The 15407-nt window shown below is 62.1% G+C and carries 15 protein-coding genes, 1 tRNA gene and 1 pseudogene; 8 read left to right on the top strand and 9 right to left on the bottom strand.

The genetic code is table 11. From position 1 onward, the window contains the following. On the top strand, nucleotides 1–1077 hold the full coding sequence (locus AB9K34_RS23480) for an ABC transporter ATP-binding protein (protein ID WP_369957145.1): 1077 nt from the start codon (nucleotides 1–3) through the stop codon (nucleotides 1075–1077). Between the two features lie 319 nt (nucleotides 1078–1396). Here the strand turns inward: AB9K34_RS23480 and AB9K34_RS23475 are convergent, their stop codons facing one another. After that, the gene (locus tag AB9K34_RS23475; protein WP_369957144.1) at nucleotides 1397–1888 is read right to left on the bottom strand and encodes a transposase; all 492 of its coding nucleotides are present in this window, start codon (nucleotides 1886–1888) and stop codon (nucleotides 1397–1399) included. A 37-nt stretch (nucleotides 1889–1925) separates the two neighbouring features. Here AB9K34_RS23475 and AB9K34_RS23470 point away from each other — a divergent pair, with 37 nt between their 5' ends. Next, the gene (locus tag AB9K34_RS23470) at nucleotides 1926–2672 is read left to right on the top strand and encodes a tyrosine-type recombinase/integrase (protein ID WP_369957142.1); all 747 of its coding nucleotides are present in this window, start codon (nucleotides 1926–1928) and stop codon (nucleotides 2670–2672) included. Between the two features lie 62 nt (nucleotides 2673–2734). Here the strand turns inward: AB9K34_RS23470 and AB9K34_RS23465 are convergent. After that, nucleotides 2735–2808 (bottom strand) — tRNA-Cys (locus AB9K34_RS23465). 141 nt (nucleotides 2809–2949) lie between these two features. On the opposite strand from AB9K34_RS23465, the gene AB9K34_RS23460 reads away from it, so the two are divergent. Continuing rightward, nucleotides 2950–3603 carry a protein-L-isoaspartate O-methyltransferase gene (locus AB9K34_RS23460; protein WP_369957141.1) on the top strand — a complete coding sequence of 218 codons (654 nt, stop codon included), beginning with the start codon at nucleotides 2950–2952 and terminating at the stop codon, nucleotides 3601–3603. A gap of 92 nt (nucleotides 3604–3695) precedes the next feature. After that, complete coding sequence (locus AB9K34_RS23455) at nucleotides 3696–5111, top strand: TolC family outer membrane protein (RefSeq protein WP_369957140.1); 1416 nt, start codon at nucleotides 3696–3698, stop codon at nucleotides 5109–5111. Nucleotides 5112–5337: 226 nt separating this feature from the next. Here the strand turns inward: AB9K34_RS23455 and AB9K34_RS23450 are convergent, their stop codons facing one another. Further along, nucleotides 5338–5661: a DUF6280 family protein gene (locus AB9K34_RS23450; protein WP_369957139.1), complete on the bottom strand. Its 324-nt coding sequence runs from the start codon at nucleotides 5659–5661 to the stop codon at nucleotides 5338–5340. Nucleotides 5662–5879: 218 nt separating this feature from the next. On the opposite strand from AB9K34_RS23450, the gene efp reads away from it, so the two are divergent. Beyond that, nucleotides 5880–6443 carry an elongation factor P gene (gene efp / locus AB9K34_RS23445; protein WP_369957138.1) on the top strand — a complete coding sequence of 188 codons (564 nt, stop codon included), beginning with the start codon at nucleotides 5880–5882 and terminating at the stop codon, nucleotides 6441–6443. A gap of 6 nt (nucleotides 6444–6449) precedes the next feature. Here the strand turns inward: efp and AB9K34_RS23440 are convergent, their stop codons facing one another. Together AB9K34_RS23440 and AB9K34_RS23435 are read right to left on the bottom strand one after the other, a co-directional pair. Continuing rightward, on the bottom strand, nucleotides 6450–7388 hold the full coding sequence (locus tag AB9K34_RS23440; RefSeq protein WP_369957137.1) for an ABC transporter transmembrane domain-containing protein: 939 nt from the start codon (nucleotides 7386–7388) through the stop codon (nucleotides 6450–6452). A gap of 49 nt (nucleotides 7389–7437) precedes the next feature. Then, complete coding sequence (locus AB9K34_RS23435; protein WP_369957136.1) at nucleotides 7438–8172, bottom strand: folate-binding protein YgfZ; 735 nt, start codon at nucleotides 8170–8172, stop codon at nucleotides 7438–7440. Between the two features lie 67 nt (nucleotides 8173–8239). Here AB9K34_RS23435 and AB9K34_RS23430 point away from each other — a divergent pair, with 67 nt between their 5' ends. Further along, nucleotides 8240–8923, top strand: coding sequence for a TIGR04283 family arsenosugar biosynthesis glycosyltransferase (locus AB9K34_RS23430; RefSeq protein WP_369957135.1), 684 nt, complete (start codon nucleotides 8240–8242; stop codon nucleotides 8921–8923). A 22-nt stretch (nucleotides 8924–8945) separates the two neighbouring features. Here the strand turns inward: AB9K34_RS23430 and AB9K34_RS23425 are convergent, their stop codons facing one another. Beyond that, entirely contained in the window at nucleotides 8946–10802 is a 1857-nt protein-coding gene (locus AB9K34_RS23425; protein ID WP_369957134.1) for an ABC transporter ATP-binding protein, read from the bottom strand. A gap of 157 nt (nucleotides 10803–10959) precedes the next feature. Between AB9K34_RS23425 and AB9K34_RS23420 the strand changes: the two genes are divergently transcribed. Next, nucleotides 10960–12171, top strand: coding sequence for an alanine--glyoxylate aminotransferase family protein (locus tag AB9K34_RS23420; protein ID WP_369957133.1), 1212 nt, complete (start codon nucleotides 10960–10962; stop codon nucleotides 12169–12171). 38 nt (nucleotides 12172–12209) lie between these two features. Here AB9K34_RS23420 and AB9K34_RS23415 read toward each other — a convergent pair whose 3' ends face one another. Continuing rightward, nucleotides 12210–13316 carry a pyridoxal phosphate-dependent aminotransferase gene (locus AB9K34_RS23415; protein WP_369957132.1) on the bottom strand — a complete coding sequence of 369 codons (1107 nt, stop codon included), beginning with the start codon at nucleotides 13314–13316 and terminating at the stop codon, nucleotides 12210–12212. 42 nt (nucleotides 13317–13358) lie between these two features. After that, nucleotides 13359–13766, bottom strand: a complete 408-nt coding sequence (locus AB9K34_RS23410) for a YbaN family protein (protein ID WP_369957130.1) — start codon at nucleotides 13764–13766, stop codon at nucleotides 13359–13361. Between the two features lie 141 nt (nucleotides 13767–13907). Here AB9K34_RS23410 and AB9K34_RS23405 point away from each other — a divergent pair, with 141 nt between their 5' ends. After that, nucleotides 13908–14690 carry a crotonase/enoyl-CoA hydratase family protein gene (locus tag AB9K34_RS23405; RefSeq protein WP_369957129.1) on the top strand — a complete coding sequence of 261 codons (783 nt, stop codon included), beginning with the start codon at nucleotides 13908–13910 and terminating at the stop codon, nucleotides 14688–14690. Between the two features lie 277 nt (nucleotides 14691–14967). Here AB9K34_RS23405 and AB9K34_RS23400 read toward each other — a convergent pair. Next, nucleotides 14968–15258, bottom strand: a pseudogene (locus AB9K34_RS23400) (transposase); the annotation flags it as partial. Between the last annotated feature and the right edge of the window lie 149 nt (nucleotides 15259–15407).

Below are 15407 nucleotides of genomic sequence, written 5' to 3'. Positions count from 1 at the left end.
ATGACCGATCAGACGCCACTTGTCCGCATCGAAGGTCTCTCCAAGCATTTCGGCGATACCGTCGCTCTGGACAATCTGACGCTTGACATCGCGCAGGGTGAGTTCGTCACCTTCCTCGGCCCGTCGGGCTGCGGAAAGTCCACCACTCTGCGCATTCTTGGCGGGTTTGAGCGCCCGACCACCGGGCGGGTGATCCTCGATGGTGAAGACGTGACCGCCCAACCGCCGGAGAAGCGTCATGTGAACATGGTGTTCCAAGACTATGCGTTGTTCCCGCACATGACTGTGGCGCAGAACGTGGCGTTCGGGCTGGAACTGAAAGGTATGAACAAATCCGAGATCAAGCGCCGATCCGAAGAGATCATGTCGTTTCTGGAGTTGGATTCCTACGCCTCGCGCTACCCGGTGCAACTTTCGGGCGGACAGCGTCAGCGAGTCGCGCTGGCACGCGCGCTGGCGCCTGACCCGGCGCTGCTTCTGCTGGACGAACCGCTGGGCGCGCTGGATGCCAAGTTGCGCGGTCAGGTCCAGCAGGAGCTGAAGTCGATCCAGCGCCGTACTCATAAGACTTTCTTCTTTGTTACCCATGACCAGGAAGAGGCTTTGACCATGTCCGATCGTATCGTGGTCATGAACAAGGGCAAGGTCGAGCAGGACGGCACCCCGGAGGAGCTGTATTTCAGACCGGCCAGTCGCTTCGTGGCCGAGTTCATCGGTGAAACCAACATTCTGTCGGGCCAGATGCGCGGTATCGAGGGTGACAATGTGGTGATGGACTGGGAGGGGACGACCCTGCTGGGCAAGGCGCCTGCCGGTCTGCCTCGCGAAGGTCAGCCGATCACCGTTTCCGTCCGGCTGGAAAAGCTGGGCTTCAGCGCCGAACGTCCGCACACTGCCAACGCGGTGCAGGGGCGCGTGGTGGGCAAGACCTTCCTGGGCAGTCGCATGGCGATGCAGATCGCCGTTGGCGATGCGCTGCTTAAGGCCTATGTGGACGCAGATACTGGCCAGTCTTTTGGAAACGATCCGGTTTGGATCGGTTGGGAAGCGGAGAACATGACGGTTCTGAATGACTGAGGCCGTTTGGATATCCTTCCGTGTTAAGGGCACGGTCATGCAGCGTTCCGCTTGATTTGGGCGTGGCAGGCCGGGCGCGAAATTTCGGGTGCGGGTTCGTAGGCGAAATTCAGCGTGTGCTGTTCGGCGCCGGACATGCCGGGAATCCGGTCTATCCAGTTCCGTGTTACGTGGAAATGGTGTGTTGGCCTGTCGCAGTGACCGCCGTATTCCGCCGCGCTGAACGCGAACCGATGATATGCGCAGCGGATATTGCCAAGCAGTGCCGGGATTGTCCTGAAGATTGTATATCCGGCCCGGACCCTGCGGTTTCGGATACTCAAGCGTCGAAGCGCTCGCCGAACATTATGGCGAACTGATTGCGCGCCGCAGACCATTCCCGAACGTTTCGTCCGTCCTTTTCGAAGTTGCGGAGCGTGAGACAGATCAGCTTGGTCGCGGCCTTGTCAGCCGGGAACGACCCCCGCGTCCTGATCGGTTTGCGGATCACGCGGTTCAGGCTTTCGATGGCATTCGTCGTGCAGATGATCTTGCGGATCGCCGGATCGAAGGCAAGGAACGGGACCACCCCGGCGCATGTCCTGCGCCGGGCCGGGGCGATGGATGCATATTTCCCGGCCCGTTTTTCTTCGAAAGCATCCAGCTCGGCCTCGGCGGTCGGGGCGCTGTAAATCCGGCGCAGATCGGCGGCGTAGAGCCCGACGATCTTGTTATTCATACCGACAATCCGACGCTGCCCCTGCTTGACCAGCTCCGGCTCGAAGCTGCCATCCTCAACTTTGAACTCGCGGCGGAACTTCCGTCTCGTCATATCCACTCTCCAGTTTCATGGTCACGAACTTATCTTCGTGTCCACGAAACCGGCAGCAGCACAGCGGCGGCAAAAATGGGCTCACTCCCCAAAGCAGTTCGAGTATTGCGGGACGGTGGTTACGCGTTTCCTGAACCGGGCCGTGGACAACGGCAAGATCAGTCGCCACTTCTTTCACAAGCTGCCAAGTTCTATGAGGCAGACCGGGCTGAGATCGTCTGGACTCCTGCCGATGTTGAGCTTTTTTGCCAAGCTGCTCCGGAAATATGCCCGCCGCATTCTGATTTGCGCCTGTGAAACGGGGTTGCGACCCGGTGATTTGGCAGCCCTCAACCGTCGGCATATTCGCAAGACACGGCATGGCTGCAGGCCACTGGTGCGCACAAACAAGCGCAGCAAGATCGCGACGATTCCTGTGTCCCAGAAGCTCGGCGCACTTATGGATGCGACGTCACTCGACCGGATGCCTATTCTCGTGGGTGACGAGAGGCAGAAGCTCGACGCTGAAAGCGCCTCAAAGGCGGTGAGTTGGTGGCGCAATCGTATTCCAGAGCTGACATCGGACGCCAAGGGGTTCGATCTTCGACTCTACGACGCGCGAGGCACGGCGGCAACGCGGCTGCTGGAGGCGGGGCTGAACGATATCGCGTCATACATGGGCTGGAGCATTCGCTACGCCAGCCAGGTGATCGAGCACTACGCGGTAATTTCCAAAGACGAAACAGACCGTGTGAAACGGGTGCTGGCAGTAGCCCAGAAGGCTAAAAGTGGAGCAAAACTGTAAACCGATCTGTAAACGGTCGCACCCTCAAGAAGGTTATGATGACGCAAGTGCTTGAAAATAAATGGAGGCGAGTACCGGAATCGAACCGGTGTACACGGATTTGCAATCCGCTGCGTCACCACTCCGCCAACTCGCCGCGCCATGGTTTGGGAGGCATTTATCCGATCTGTTGTTGGGCTGCAAGTGTCACATCTCGGGTTTTCGTACCGGGGGCCGTTGCCGGGGGGCGGGCAATGTGGCAAAAGCTCTGCAACCGTATGAAAAAGAGAGTTTGGTAATGACAGATTTCGCGCTGCGCCGCCGGATGATGGTCGATACCCAGGTGCGGCCTTCGGACGTGACGAAGTTTCCGATCATTGAGGCGATGTTGACGGTCGAGCGCGAGGCCTTTCTGCCGGATGCTCTCAGAGAGACGGCCTATTCCGGCGAGAATATCGTGCTGAACGACAGGCGCGTCCTTCTGGAGCCGCGAACATTGGCCAAGATGCTGGACGATCTGAACATTTCGCGTGACGAGCTCGTGCTGGATGTCGGCTGCGCGCATGGCTATTCGTCTGCTGTCGTGGCGCGGATGGCCGAAGCCGTCGTGGCGGTCGAGGAAGATGCCGAGATGGTGTCTGAGGCGCAGGCAGCTCTGGTTCAGACCGGTGCGGACAATGTCATCGTCCATGAGGGGCCGCTTGCCGAGGGGGCGGCGGAACATGGCCCCTATGACGTGATCCTGATACAGGGCGGCGTGGCGCAATTGCCGGATGCCATTGCCGACCAGCTCAAGGATGGCGGTCGCATTGCGTGTCTCTTCATGGAAGGGGCGCTTGGCATTGTGAAGATCGGCTACAAGACGGCAGGTTCCTTGTCGTGGCGGTTTGCGTTCAACGCGAGCGCGCCGGTCCTGCCGGGGTTCGAGAAAGAGGTCGCGTTCGCTCTCTGATACCGGTAGAGCGGCGGCGGCAGTGTGAGGCAGATGCAATGGGACAACACGGGGACAACCCCGGGCACACCCGACGCGATCAGGAGACCGAGATGAGCAGGATGTCAAAATTCCGATTGGGCAAGGCGGTGGTTCTTGCCTTGACCGTCAGCAGCAGCGTGCTTGCCGCTGGCGGTGCGCGGGCAGAGAACCTCGCGGATGCGATGATCGGCGCCTACAATTCCAGCGGGTTGCTTGAGCAGAACCGGGCGCTGCTGCGGGCGGCGGACGAGGATGTCGCCGCGGCGGTCGCGACGTTGCGGCCGGTGCTGGATTTCGTTCTGTCCACTTCGGTCCGGGAACCGAGGCAATGGAGCGGCGGGTCGCTTGGTCAGAGCTCTTCGCAGTTCACCGGTGGCTTCGAGGCATCCTGGAGATTGCTTGACAATGGGGTGCGTCGTCTGACGGTTGCAGCGTCCAAGGAAATCGTGCTGGCGACGCGACAGACGCTCGTCTCGATCGAGCAGCGTGTCCTGCTTCGTGCGGTGGCCGCCTATATGGATGTCATTCTTCAGACCGAGAATGTTTCGCTGCGGCAAAACAACGTCCGGGTTCTGGGCGAGGAATTGCGGGCGGCTCAGGACAGGTTCGATGTGGGTGAAGTCACGCGCACCGATGTGGCGCTGGCAGAATCGCGGCTGGCCGGGGCGCGCAGCAACCTTGCAACCGCACAGGGGCTTCTGGTGAATGCGCGTGCGGAATATGTCAACGCGGTCGGGCGCGAGCCCGGCCAACTGGTGACGCCGACCAATTTCCCGCAGCGTCCGGCATCGGTCGATGCCGCGCAGTCGGTTTCCGTCCGTTACCATCCCGACATCCTGGCGGCCCAGCGGCAAGTCGCGGCGCAGGAGATTCTGGTGCAATCCGCGACCCGCGCCCTGGGACCGACAGTTGACGGAAACGTGTCGGTCGGGCTGCTCGAGGATTGGGACAGTTCGAATGATGGATATGACGCCAGCGTCGGGCTGAGCCTGCGCCAGCCGATTTATCGCGGCGGCGCGTTGCAGTCGAACATTCGTGCGGCGATGGCCGATCGCGATGCCGCGCGCGGCAACCTGCTGAACGTGCAGCGCGATACCGTGCAGGGCGTTGCGGACGCGTATGTCAGGTTGGAGGTGTCGCGGGCGAGCCTTGCGGCGACCGCCGAGCGGGTCCGCGCGGCCCGCGTTGCCTTTGACGGGATCCGCGAAGAGGCGACGCTGGGTGCACGTACCACGCTGGATGTGTTGTCAGCGGAGCAGGAATTGCTAGATGCGTTGACGGCCCAGATCTCGGCGCGTGCAGAAGAGGTTATTGCCGCGTATCAGTTGCTTGCGAGCCAGGGCCTGTTGACCGCCGAGCGTCTTGGATTGGCCGTTCAGATCTATGATCCCACGATCTATTACAATCTGGCCAAGGACGCGCCTGCGCGGGTGTCCAAGCAATCGAAAGACCTCGATCGCGTGCTTGAGGCATTGGGCAAGCGCTAGGCTGTTTCGCCACCGAGCCGGATCATCTGGCGCTGCCTGAATCAGAGATTTCAACGCGTTGGCTGGTCCAGGGGTGCAGTCCGATCACGCGAGGCTGCGGGGGGTTGCGCCGTCAGATTGCAGAGCAATTGCCGGGGTTGTCACGCAAAAGCGGACAGGAGAATGTGCAAAAAACGCGGGCAGTGGTGCCCGCGTTTTTTGAATCGCCGGATGGGATGAATTGCGCTCAGGCGGCTTCGGCCTGCTGTTGCGCCGCATTGCGCCGCTCGCTCTCCTCGCGGGACAGCGCGACAGACGTCCGGACCCCCCGGCCCACGAATTCCATCAGACCGGATACAACACGTTCATTCGGATCGATGCCGGCACAGGACAGAACCTCGCGCCCGTCGCGCGAACGGGCCCAGCGGGCAATCTGTTCCGGCCCATTGCCGTACTTCTTGTCGTCGGCTATGGCATCATCCAGCGCAGCCAGTACCACGGCCGCAAAGAGTTTACGTGCACGATTGCCTTGTTCATTGTTAAAGGCAGTGCCGTCAACGAAATCTTTCATCTCGTTTCCTTTGTTATTCTTGCTCTTGTAATTTTTCGGCGCGACGTCCCTTATGACCGATCAAAACTGATTCGGATACCCCGAACTTGCATGGCTCGTATTCCCTGAGTGCATGGCTTTCTGCAAGTGCAGCACGAGATATCGTTGTATTGCCAGTCTCGATCCCGCCATATATAGGTGCCTGAGCTTTTCGATCAAGCACATGCGAAGGTAAAACCATGCCCAAAATCAACGGCAACGAAATCCGTCCCGGCAACGTTCTCGAACATAATGACGGGCTTTGGACCGCTGTCAAAGTAGACCACGTCAAACCGGGCAAGGGCGGGGCGTTTGCGCAGGTCGAGTTGCGCAACCTGCGCAATGGCAGCAAACTGAACGAGCGGTTTCGCAGCGCCGACAAGGTCGAACGTGTGCGTCTGGAGCAGAAGGACCAGCAGTTCCTTTACGAGAATGACGGGATGCTGGTGTTCATGGATACGACCACCTATGAGCAGGTCGAGCTTCCGGCCGAGATCCTGGGCGATCGCCGCCCGTTCCTCCAGGACGGAATGACCGTTGTGGTCGAGTTCCACGAGGCCGAAGCCCTGAGCGCGTCGCTGCCGCAAAAAGTGACCTGCAAGATCGCCGAGACCGAGCCCGTGGTCAAAGGCCAGACGGCGGCGAACTCTTTCAAGCCGGCGATCCTCGACAACGGGATCAAGATCATGGTGCCACCATTCGTCGGTCAGGATGAGCTGGTCGTGGTGAATACCGAGACCATGGAATACACCGAACGCGCCTGAGCCGGGTCAGGCGGCCCTGGCCGGGTTGTCGTCCGGCTCGACGAGCAACTCGCGCACGAGCTCGAACTTGACCCGTGCGGCGCTGACCTGCCGATAGAAAGCGATCAGGAACGATGTCGGCGCCTGCAAACGGCTCAGCCCCATGGTTGCCGCGACGACGGTGCCGACATCGGTGCGCCCCTGCAGAACCAGCCAGCCCCCGACGATCAGCACCGCCACCGTGGCCGCGGCATTGAGCGTGCTGATCGCGAATTTGGCGGACAGCTTCCACAGGAACATGCGACGCCGGGTTTCAAAAATCTCGTCGAACTCATCCTCGATCCTTGACGCGTCGCTGCCTTGTTCCTCGCTGACGATGCGGTTCGTGGTGTCGCGCAGGATGCGCACCCGCCGTGCGACCAGTTCGTTTACCTTGCGCTGGGTCGACAGGATGATGATGACCTGGGGCGTGATCATCGCAAGCGCGATGATCCCGAGACCGGGTTGCGACGATGCGATATAGCCGACGACCGCGATCAGGGTCCCAAGCTGTACGACCGGATCGGAAAATGCTCCGCCGGTGAACTTGCCCAGCTCCTCGGCCTCGGCAGAGATCGTGGTGGTCAGCGTCCCTTTGGGGATCGTCCGGTTGCCCGAATGATCCGGTGCGGTGGCCTCGTTGTAGAGACGTTTGCGCAGAATGCGGATGATGTCCTCGCCCAGCGTGCCCGATCTGAACGAGACAACCCATTTGAGCGAGAGGCTCAGCAGGATCACGCCCATCATCTGCGCACACATCCAGAACAGTGCGGCGCTGTCGATCTCGGCGTTGGACAGGGCGTTTATGATATCCTTCTGATAGCTCAGAGGCACGGCGGACAATGCGGCAACGCCCAGTGACAGCACGATCAGGATCAGTTGCCGTCGCCCGCTGACGTGCCAGATGGCGGAATAAAGCTCGATCAAGGCTGCGAACCCGTGGGCGGATGGCTGGAGAGATTGGTCATACTGCCACTCATGCCGGACTCAGGGTCGCGTCTGCCGCTTTCATATCGTCGGTGGCCCGGTCAAATCGCAGATACGCCAGCGCGTGTTCACCCGATTGCGTAAACAGCGTTCCGGCGACCTTGTCCCCGGCGGTGATCGGTGTGCCGACGGGCGCGCTGCCCTTGATACGCACCCGGCGCAAGCCCTTGCGCAGTTCGGTCTTGTGCCGCATGCGCGCGGTAACCTCTTGCCCGACATAGCACCCCTTGCGGAAATCGACGCCATTCAACAGGTCGAACCCCATTTCGAGTATGAACGTGTCCGGAGTCAGTTCGATGCCGGTTTCCGGTATGCAATGGGCCACGCGGATGGCATCCCAATCGGTGCCGTCATCCAGCGGGGCATCGGCCGAGTAGCGACGCCAGCCAAGCGCGGGGTGACGCGGATCGGCATGGGCATCCTCGGGCTGCGGACCGGTCCCGCGCTGCAGGTAAAGATCGCTTTTGGTGATCGTGACATCCGCACGCAGCTTGTACATCGTCAGCCGCTTCTTCAGGTCGTCTGCAAGAGGTTCCGCCACGTCGAGCAGCACGCCATCATCCTGGCGAAGCAGGAAGAAGTCGGCGATGAACTTGCCCTGCGGGGTGAGCAGGGCAGCGTAGATCAGCCCCTCGTCAAGGCCCGCGATATCATTGGTGATCAATCCCTGAAGGAACGTTTCGGTATCTCGACCGGCGAGCTTGAGAATGCGTCGGGCGGACATGGCGGCCTCCTGGTTTGACTTGCCCCGACATATAGGTATGCCTGCCGGAAACAACAGGGAAGCCCCGATGCCGGCCGAAATCTCGATTGTCATTCCGACCCTGAACGCGCAGGCGCATCTGCCGGGCTGTCTCGCCGCGTTGATGGAGGGGCTCTCGGCGGGGCTCATCCGTGAATTGATCGTGTCGGACGGCGGCAGCACCGACGCCACCTGTCGTATCGCCGACGAGGCTGGTGCCGTGCTGATCCGCGGTCCCGCCTCGCGCGGGGGGCAGCTGCGTCGCGGGATCGAAAAGGCGAGGGGGCGATGGCTGCTGGTGCTGCATGCGGATACGCGGCTTGAACCGGGATGGGCCGCCGTGGTGGACGCGCATCTGGCCGCCGGGCAGGGGCAGAGCGCCTATTTCCGTCTGGCCTTTTGCGAACGTGGTGTGATGCCGGCATGGGTCGCCGGATGGGCCAACCTGCGCTCGCGACTCTTCGGATTGCCCTATGGCGATCAGGGGCTGCTGATGCAGCGCGCTGTGCATGACAGGGCGGGGGGCTATCCCGATCAGCCGCTGATGGAGGATGTGGCGCTGGTCCGGGCCTTGCCCCGCCCCCTGATTGCGCTGCCGGTACGCGCCTTCACCAGCGCGGAACGCTATCGCGAGGCGGGCTGGCTGCGCCGTGGTGCCAGAAACCTCTGGACCCTCGCGCGCTATTTTGCAGGGGCCGATCCCGAGAGACTCGCCGCGTCATACCGGCGCTGAGCCGGCACAAGCGCGGTTGCCATCATCCGAGGAGCTTTTGTCCGATCCGGCGGAACCAGGACGCGCGCGGCCTGGACAGATGCGGCGCATGCGCCGCGAGCGCGGCGGCCCCCTGCGGGTCGATCACGGTCTTTCCGCCCTGGAATTGCAGATGATAGAGGTCGGCATAGATGCCGCCACGCTCCAGCAACTCGGCATGGGTGCCCGAATCGACAACCTGGCCCCGGTCCATCACGATGATCTTGTCGGCATTGATGATCGTCGAAAGGCGGTGCGCGATGACCAGCGACGTGCGCCCCCCTGCCAGTCGATCAAGGGCGGACTGAACCACCTTTTCGGACTGTGCGTCAAGGGCGCTCGTCGCTTCGTCGAGCAGCAGGATCGGCGTGTTGCGCAGCAATGCACGGGCGATCACCACCCGTTGTCGCTGACCCCCGGACAGAGCAGAGCCGCGCGGGCCGACGCGGGTGTTCAACCCGTCCGGCAGCTTGCCGATGAAATCCGAAACATGGGCGGCGTCCAGCACCGGTTGCAGATCCTCGTCGCTGACATCTGTGCGGCCCAGAAGGATATTGTCGCGCAGGGTTTCGTCAAACAGCAGGGCGTCCTGGCTGACGACGGAAAACAGGCCGCGCAATTTCGGCAATTCCATCGAGCGAACGTCGATCCCGCCGAGCTTGACGGATCCTTCCTGCGGGTCGACGAGCCGGGTCAGCAGATTGAAGATCGTGGATTTGCCCGCCCCGGAGGCCCCGACCAGCGCAGTGGTCTTGCCCGCTTCGGCGCTCAGCGACAGGTCGCGCAGCACCTTGGCATCGCCATAGCTGAGCGATACGTTTTCGAGTTCCACGTTGGGAAGCCCCTTTGGGGGGGCAACGGGAGAGTCGGGCGACGTCAGCAGGATCGGCGCGTCCATCAGTTCCTTGAGCCGCTCGATCGACGCCGCGGCAGATTGCCAGGCGCCGCTCAGGCTGGCGAGCCGGCGCATCGGGTCAAAGGCCAGCCCGATGGCGGTAAAGAAGCTCATGAACTGGCCGACCGTCTTGTCGCCGGCGATGATCTCCGAACCGCCATACAGAAGAACGCCCATGAAGCCGATACCGGCCATCATGTCGATCATCGCGGTGATCGAAGACGTGCCGAAGGTCGCACGCAGCTGTGCGCGACGGAAGGTATCGGTGTAATCGGCATAGCGTTTGACCTGATAGTTTTCCAGGCTGTTCAGCTTGATCGGAACGATACCGTGAAACACCTCGTCAAGCCGTGTCGACAGGATCGCCCCGAGGTCACGCGCGATGGCGGCCTTCTTGCGCACATAGCGTTGCGCCACGCCGATGGGCAGGAACATCAGCGGCACGCCGACCAGCATGATGGCGGTCCAGGCCCAGTCGATATTCACCGCGACGCCCAGCAGAACGATCAGCGAGACCAGGTCCTTGCCCGCGCCGGTTATGATCCCGCGCCACACGATGTCGATCGAATTCACATCGCCCTGCACCCGCTGGATCAGGAACCCCGGCGGATGGGTCTGGTGAAACGACGTGTCCTGATTGATCAGCCGTCTCAGAAGGTCGATCCTCAGATGCGCCCCGCTGATCTGCGACACATGGGCCAGAAGCAGCTTCTGGGTGACGCCGGCAAGGCCACGAACGGTGAAAATAACCAGGAACGTGACACTGACCCAGCCCAACGCGCCGCTGTTCCCGGCGACGAATATCTCGTCGAACATCGGTTGCATCATGTAGCTGATCGCGCCGATCATGCTGCCTTCGATGAGCATGAACAGCATCGCGAAGGCCATGGTGCCGGTGTGCTGATGCAGATAGCCACGCCACAACCACCTCAGCAGTTCGGCCGAGGATTTGGGAGGTGTGCTCATAAGGTATTGATCCTGTTGGGGTGTGGAGCGGATTGGTTCCGCCGCCCGGGTTTTGGCCATTTAATCATCTGAGAAATTCGACGCAACCCGCGTGATCCGCCAGATTGACCTCGCCCGCGCCGGATGTAGGCTGTGTGAAATCTGTGAAAGGGATGACATGGCCGACTCGTTGTCAGTTGCGCAAGGGCGCGAATATCTCGCAATTCCGGGGCCTTCGGTGATTCCGGGCCGGGTGTTGCAGGCCATGCACAGGCCGTCGCCCAACATCTACGAGGGGCCGTTGCACAGCCTGACCGACAGTCTCATTCCCGATCTGCGACGTGTCGCGCGCACGCGGCACCATGTTGCGATCTATATCTGCAATGGTCACGGGGCTTGGGAAGCGGCACTGTCGAACGTGCTCGCGCCGGGGGACAAGGTGCTGGTGCCGGCCACCGGGCGTTTCGGGCATGGATGGGCTGACGTTGCCGCGGGGCTCGGGGCCGAGGTCGCGCTCATCGAATTCGGAAAGTCCAGCCCGATGGACATGGAGCGGATCGCCGAAACGCTGCGCGCGGATCGCGGGCACGAGATCAAGGCCGTTCTGGCGGTGCATGTCGATACCTCCAGTTCGGTGCGCAATGACATCGACGCCCTGCGCGCGGTTCTGGACGATCTCGGGCATCCGGCGCTTCTGATGGCGGATTGTATCGCATCGCTGGGATGTGACCGGTTCGAAATGGATGACTGGGGTGTGGATGTGATGGTGACCGCCAGCCAGAAGGGGCTGATGGTGCCGCCGGGGCTGGGTTTCGTGTTCTTCAATGACAAGGCCGCCGCCCGTCGGGCGGAACTGTCCTGTGTCAGCCGTTATTGGGATTGGGTGCCGCGGGCGAACCCGCAGGAATTCTATCAGTATTTCGGCGGCACCGCGCCAACGCATCATCTTTACGGGCTGCGCGCCGCGCTTGACATGATCAACGAAGAGGGGCTCGAACATGTCTGGGCGCGCCATGCGCGTCTGGCCAATGCGATCTGGGCGGCCTGCGAGACGTGGGGCGAGCACAATGGCCCCTTGCGGATGAACATCGCCGATCCTGCGCATCGCAGCCATGCGGTGACCGCGCTCCGGCTCGAAACCGGGCAGGGCACCGCGCTGCGCGCGTGGTTGGCCGATCATCTCGGGCTGACCCTCGGGATCGGGCTGGGCATGGCGGCGCCGGACGATCCCGCGCGGCACAGGTTTTTCCGGCTGGGTCATATGGGGCATGTGAATGGTCAGATGATCCTGGGCCTGCTGGGCGGGATTGAAACCGGTATGCGCGCACTCGGCATCGCGCACGGAACCGGAGGCGTCCAGGCGGCGGCCGCGGTCATCGCGGGGCGTTAGCACAGGCCGGCGGTCAACGGCCCGTCATCGTGGCAGGATCAGCCGCGCGCCGCCGCCAGCGCCTTGGGCAGTGCCGCTTCAAAGGCGTCAAGATCGGCAGAGGTGCCACAGCTTATCCGGATGCAGCGGTTTTGCGGCACCGAAAAGGGCATGCGCACGAAAATGCCCTGGGCAATCAGATTGTCCAGCACGGCCTTGGCATATACGCCGTCAGAACCGCAATCGATGGCAACGAAATTCGTCGCGGACTCAAGCGGCACCAGCCCATGTGTCTGCGCGATCCCGGCAATGCGCTCGCGCCCGGCGGCAATCTCCGCCAGCACGCGATCAAGCCATCCGGTGTCTTGCAGCGCGGCAATTGCACCCGCCTGCGCGGCCCGGTTCATCCCGAAATGGTTCCGCACCTTGTTGAAGGCCGAGATCAGCCCCGGCGCGCCCAGCCCATAGCCGACCCGTGCGCCCGCCATGCCATAGGCCTTGGAAAAGGTGCGCATGCGGATCAGCCGGGGGTCGTCCGGGTCGACCTCGATGGCGGTTCCGGCCGGGGCGCATTCGACATAGGCTTCGTCCAGCACCAGCAGACACCCGTCGGGCAGCGCTTCCATCGCCGCCAACAGGTCTGTCCCGCGATGCCACGTCCCCATCGGGTTGTCGGGATTGGCGAGGTAGACCAGCTTTGCATCCACCTCGGCGGCTCTGGCAAACAGCCGCGCCGGATCCTCGTGATCGCCGGAATAGGGGACCTTGTGCAATGTCCCGCCATATCCGGCCACATGATAGTTGAAGGTGGGATAGGCTCCGTCGGACGTCACAACCGGGTCGCCGCGGCCGATGAAAAGCCGCACGAGATAGCCCAGCAACCCGTCGATACCTTCGCCGACAACGATATGGTCCGGCGTGACGCCATGATGCGCTGCGAGGGCGTGGCGCAGGTCGTGATTCTCGGGATCGCCATACATCCAGATACCGCACATGGCGTCCTGCATCGCGGCAACCGCGCGGGGCGAGGGGCCGAACACGTTTTCATTCGCCCCGAGACGGGCGGCAAAGGTCTTCCCGCGTTGACGTTCCTGGGTTTCCGGCCCGACAAAGGGCACGGTCGCGGGCAGGGAACGGGCAAGCGGGGTATAGCGGGGCTCTGTCATGGGCGCAGATAACCCCAGCCGATGATTCATCGCAAGCGTGACCTATCGCGGCCCGTCCGGCCGGGTGAGCACATAGGCCGCCGCGCCGCCCAGGCAAATGGCCTGAATGACCAGAACCTTGACCGGCACGCCGGCAATGACACTGATCAGGAACACACCGCCCATGATGCCGCAGGCCAGCCGCTTGATCGGCCGCGCGATGGCACCATGCGCTTCCCAATCCGCGATCAGCGGACCGAAAATCGCGTGATCGGTCAGCCAGCGGCGCATGCGCGGCGATCCCTTGGAAAAGGCGAAGGCGGCAACCAGCACGAACGGCGTGGTCGGCAACACCGGAAGAACCACCCCGATCAGACCGAGCAGCAGCGCCACAGCACCCAGCGTGTTCCACGCCACGCGGGCAATCGCATGACGCGGTGGTTTCTGCGGAGGGGGCGTCTCTTGTGCCACTGTCGATGCCTTTGTGAACCGGTGCGACCATGACCGCGACCGCCGGGCTTGTAAATGCAGGGCTGTCGCGTGCCGCCACGTTCATCTGGATCCGGGCGTCGGTTTGCGGTGAGGTGAGGCGCAGACAACCGGAGAGATTTCATGACACGCGTTTCCGTCGACTATCAGGACCACATTGCCCGGGTGACACTGACCCGGGGGGACAAGATGAATGCACTGGATGACGAGATGTTTCGTGCAATTGTCGACGCGGGCCAGCAGGTTGCCGCGTCCGATGCGCGGGCGGTGGTATTGTCCGGTGAAGGCAAGAGCTTTTGCGCGGGGCTGGATCTCGCCAGCTTTGCCAGTATGGGCCAGATCGACCCGGTCGAATGGCTGATGGGGCGCAGCCACGGTGACACCAACCTGTTGCAGGAAATGTCGCTGGTCTGGCGCCGGGTGCCCGTCCCGGTGATCGCGGCGTTGCACGGCGCGGTCTACGGGGGCGGTCTGCAACTTGCGCTCGGGGCCGATATCCGGATCGCGTCGCCGGATGCCAGGCTGTCGCTGATGGAAATGAAATGGGGGCTGGTGCCCGATCTTGGCGGCATGGTGACATTGCCGCCGCTGGTGCGCTCGGACGTGCTGCGCCTGATGACCTATACCGCCGAGCCGGTTTCGGCAGAGCAGGGCGAACGCTGGGGGCTTGTGACGCAACTGGCCGACGATCCACAGGCAACGGCGCTTGACCTGGCGCGGACGATCGCGGGCAAGAGCCCGTCGGCGATCCGCGCGGCCAAGCGGCTGATCGAGACCGCCGAGACGCAGGAACGGGCCGAGGTCCTGCTGCAGGAGAGCCGAGAATCTGCAGCTCTGATCGGCAAGCCCGACCAGATGGAAGTGGTCGCAGCACAAATGCAGGGACGCGCGCCGAAGTTCGAGTGATGCCCAGAGCCGAGTGGCATCGGCCCTGTCTCTTCTCACCGGCGGCATTGTGCGGCACACCGCCGACCGAGTAGCAACTATGCGGACAGACCGAGCTTTCGCTGCGCTTGCGCCAATGTCGGCAATAGCGAAGAAGATATCGCCAGAAACGTTCGATTTAGGTGAAAAACTCGACCTACTACATCTTGTGTTTGGTCGAAGCGCGCCTTTCCAACCCGCTGTAATCGCGGTCAAAGACAGTGTTTTTGGCGGTTGTTATTGAGGGCGATGCCGATCCCTAACAGGGAACCATTTTGGCCAGACGTTTTAGGTTCTGGGCTGTGGCGGCGAGGAGGAATTCTTCGTTGGCTCCCTTGAGGCCTCGGAGCCGGAGGCGTTTGAAGCCGAGATGTCGTTTCAGATGGGCGAACAACATCTCGACTTTCTTTCGTCGGCGTCGGCTCTCGTCATAGGCGGCGGTATCGCGCAACTCACGCACGGTTTGGCGCGCCTCTTCATCCATGTGGCGCGTGACGGTTCGAAATGGCGCGTCGGTGCAGGCTTTCTTGATAGGACATGCGCTGCAGGTCTCTTGTCCGTGACCTGCCCCCCTTCGGTCCCTCGTTCATAACGAGAGTCTGCGGGTTTGATCTTGATAATCATGGGTTTCGGTTTGGGCAAGCGCGCCGGGCGCGGAGCCCTCAAATTGCTCAAGCGCTCGGCGCGCTTGCAGTGGCG

The sequence above is a fragment of the Sedimentitalea sp. XS_ASV28 genome (assembly GCF_041224545.1).
GTDB lineage: Bacteria > Pseudomonadota > Alphaproteobacteria > Rhodobacterales > Rhodobacteraceae > Sedimentitalea.
This window is presented reverse-complemented; position numbering and strand designations above follow the sequence as displayed.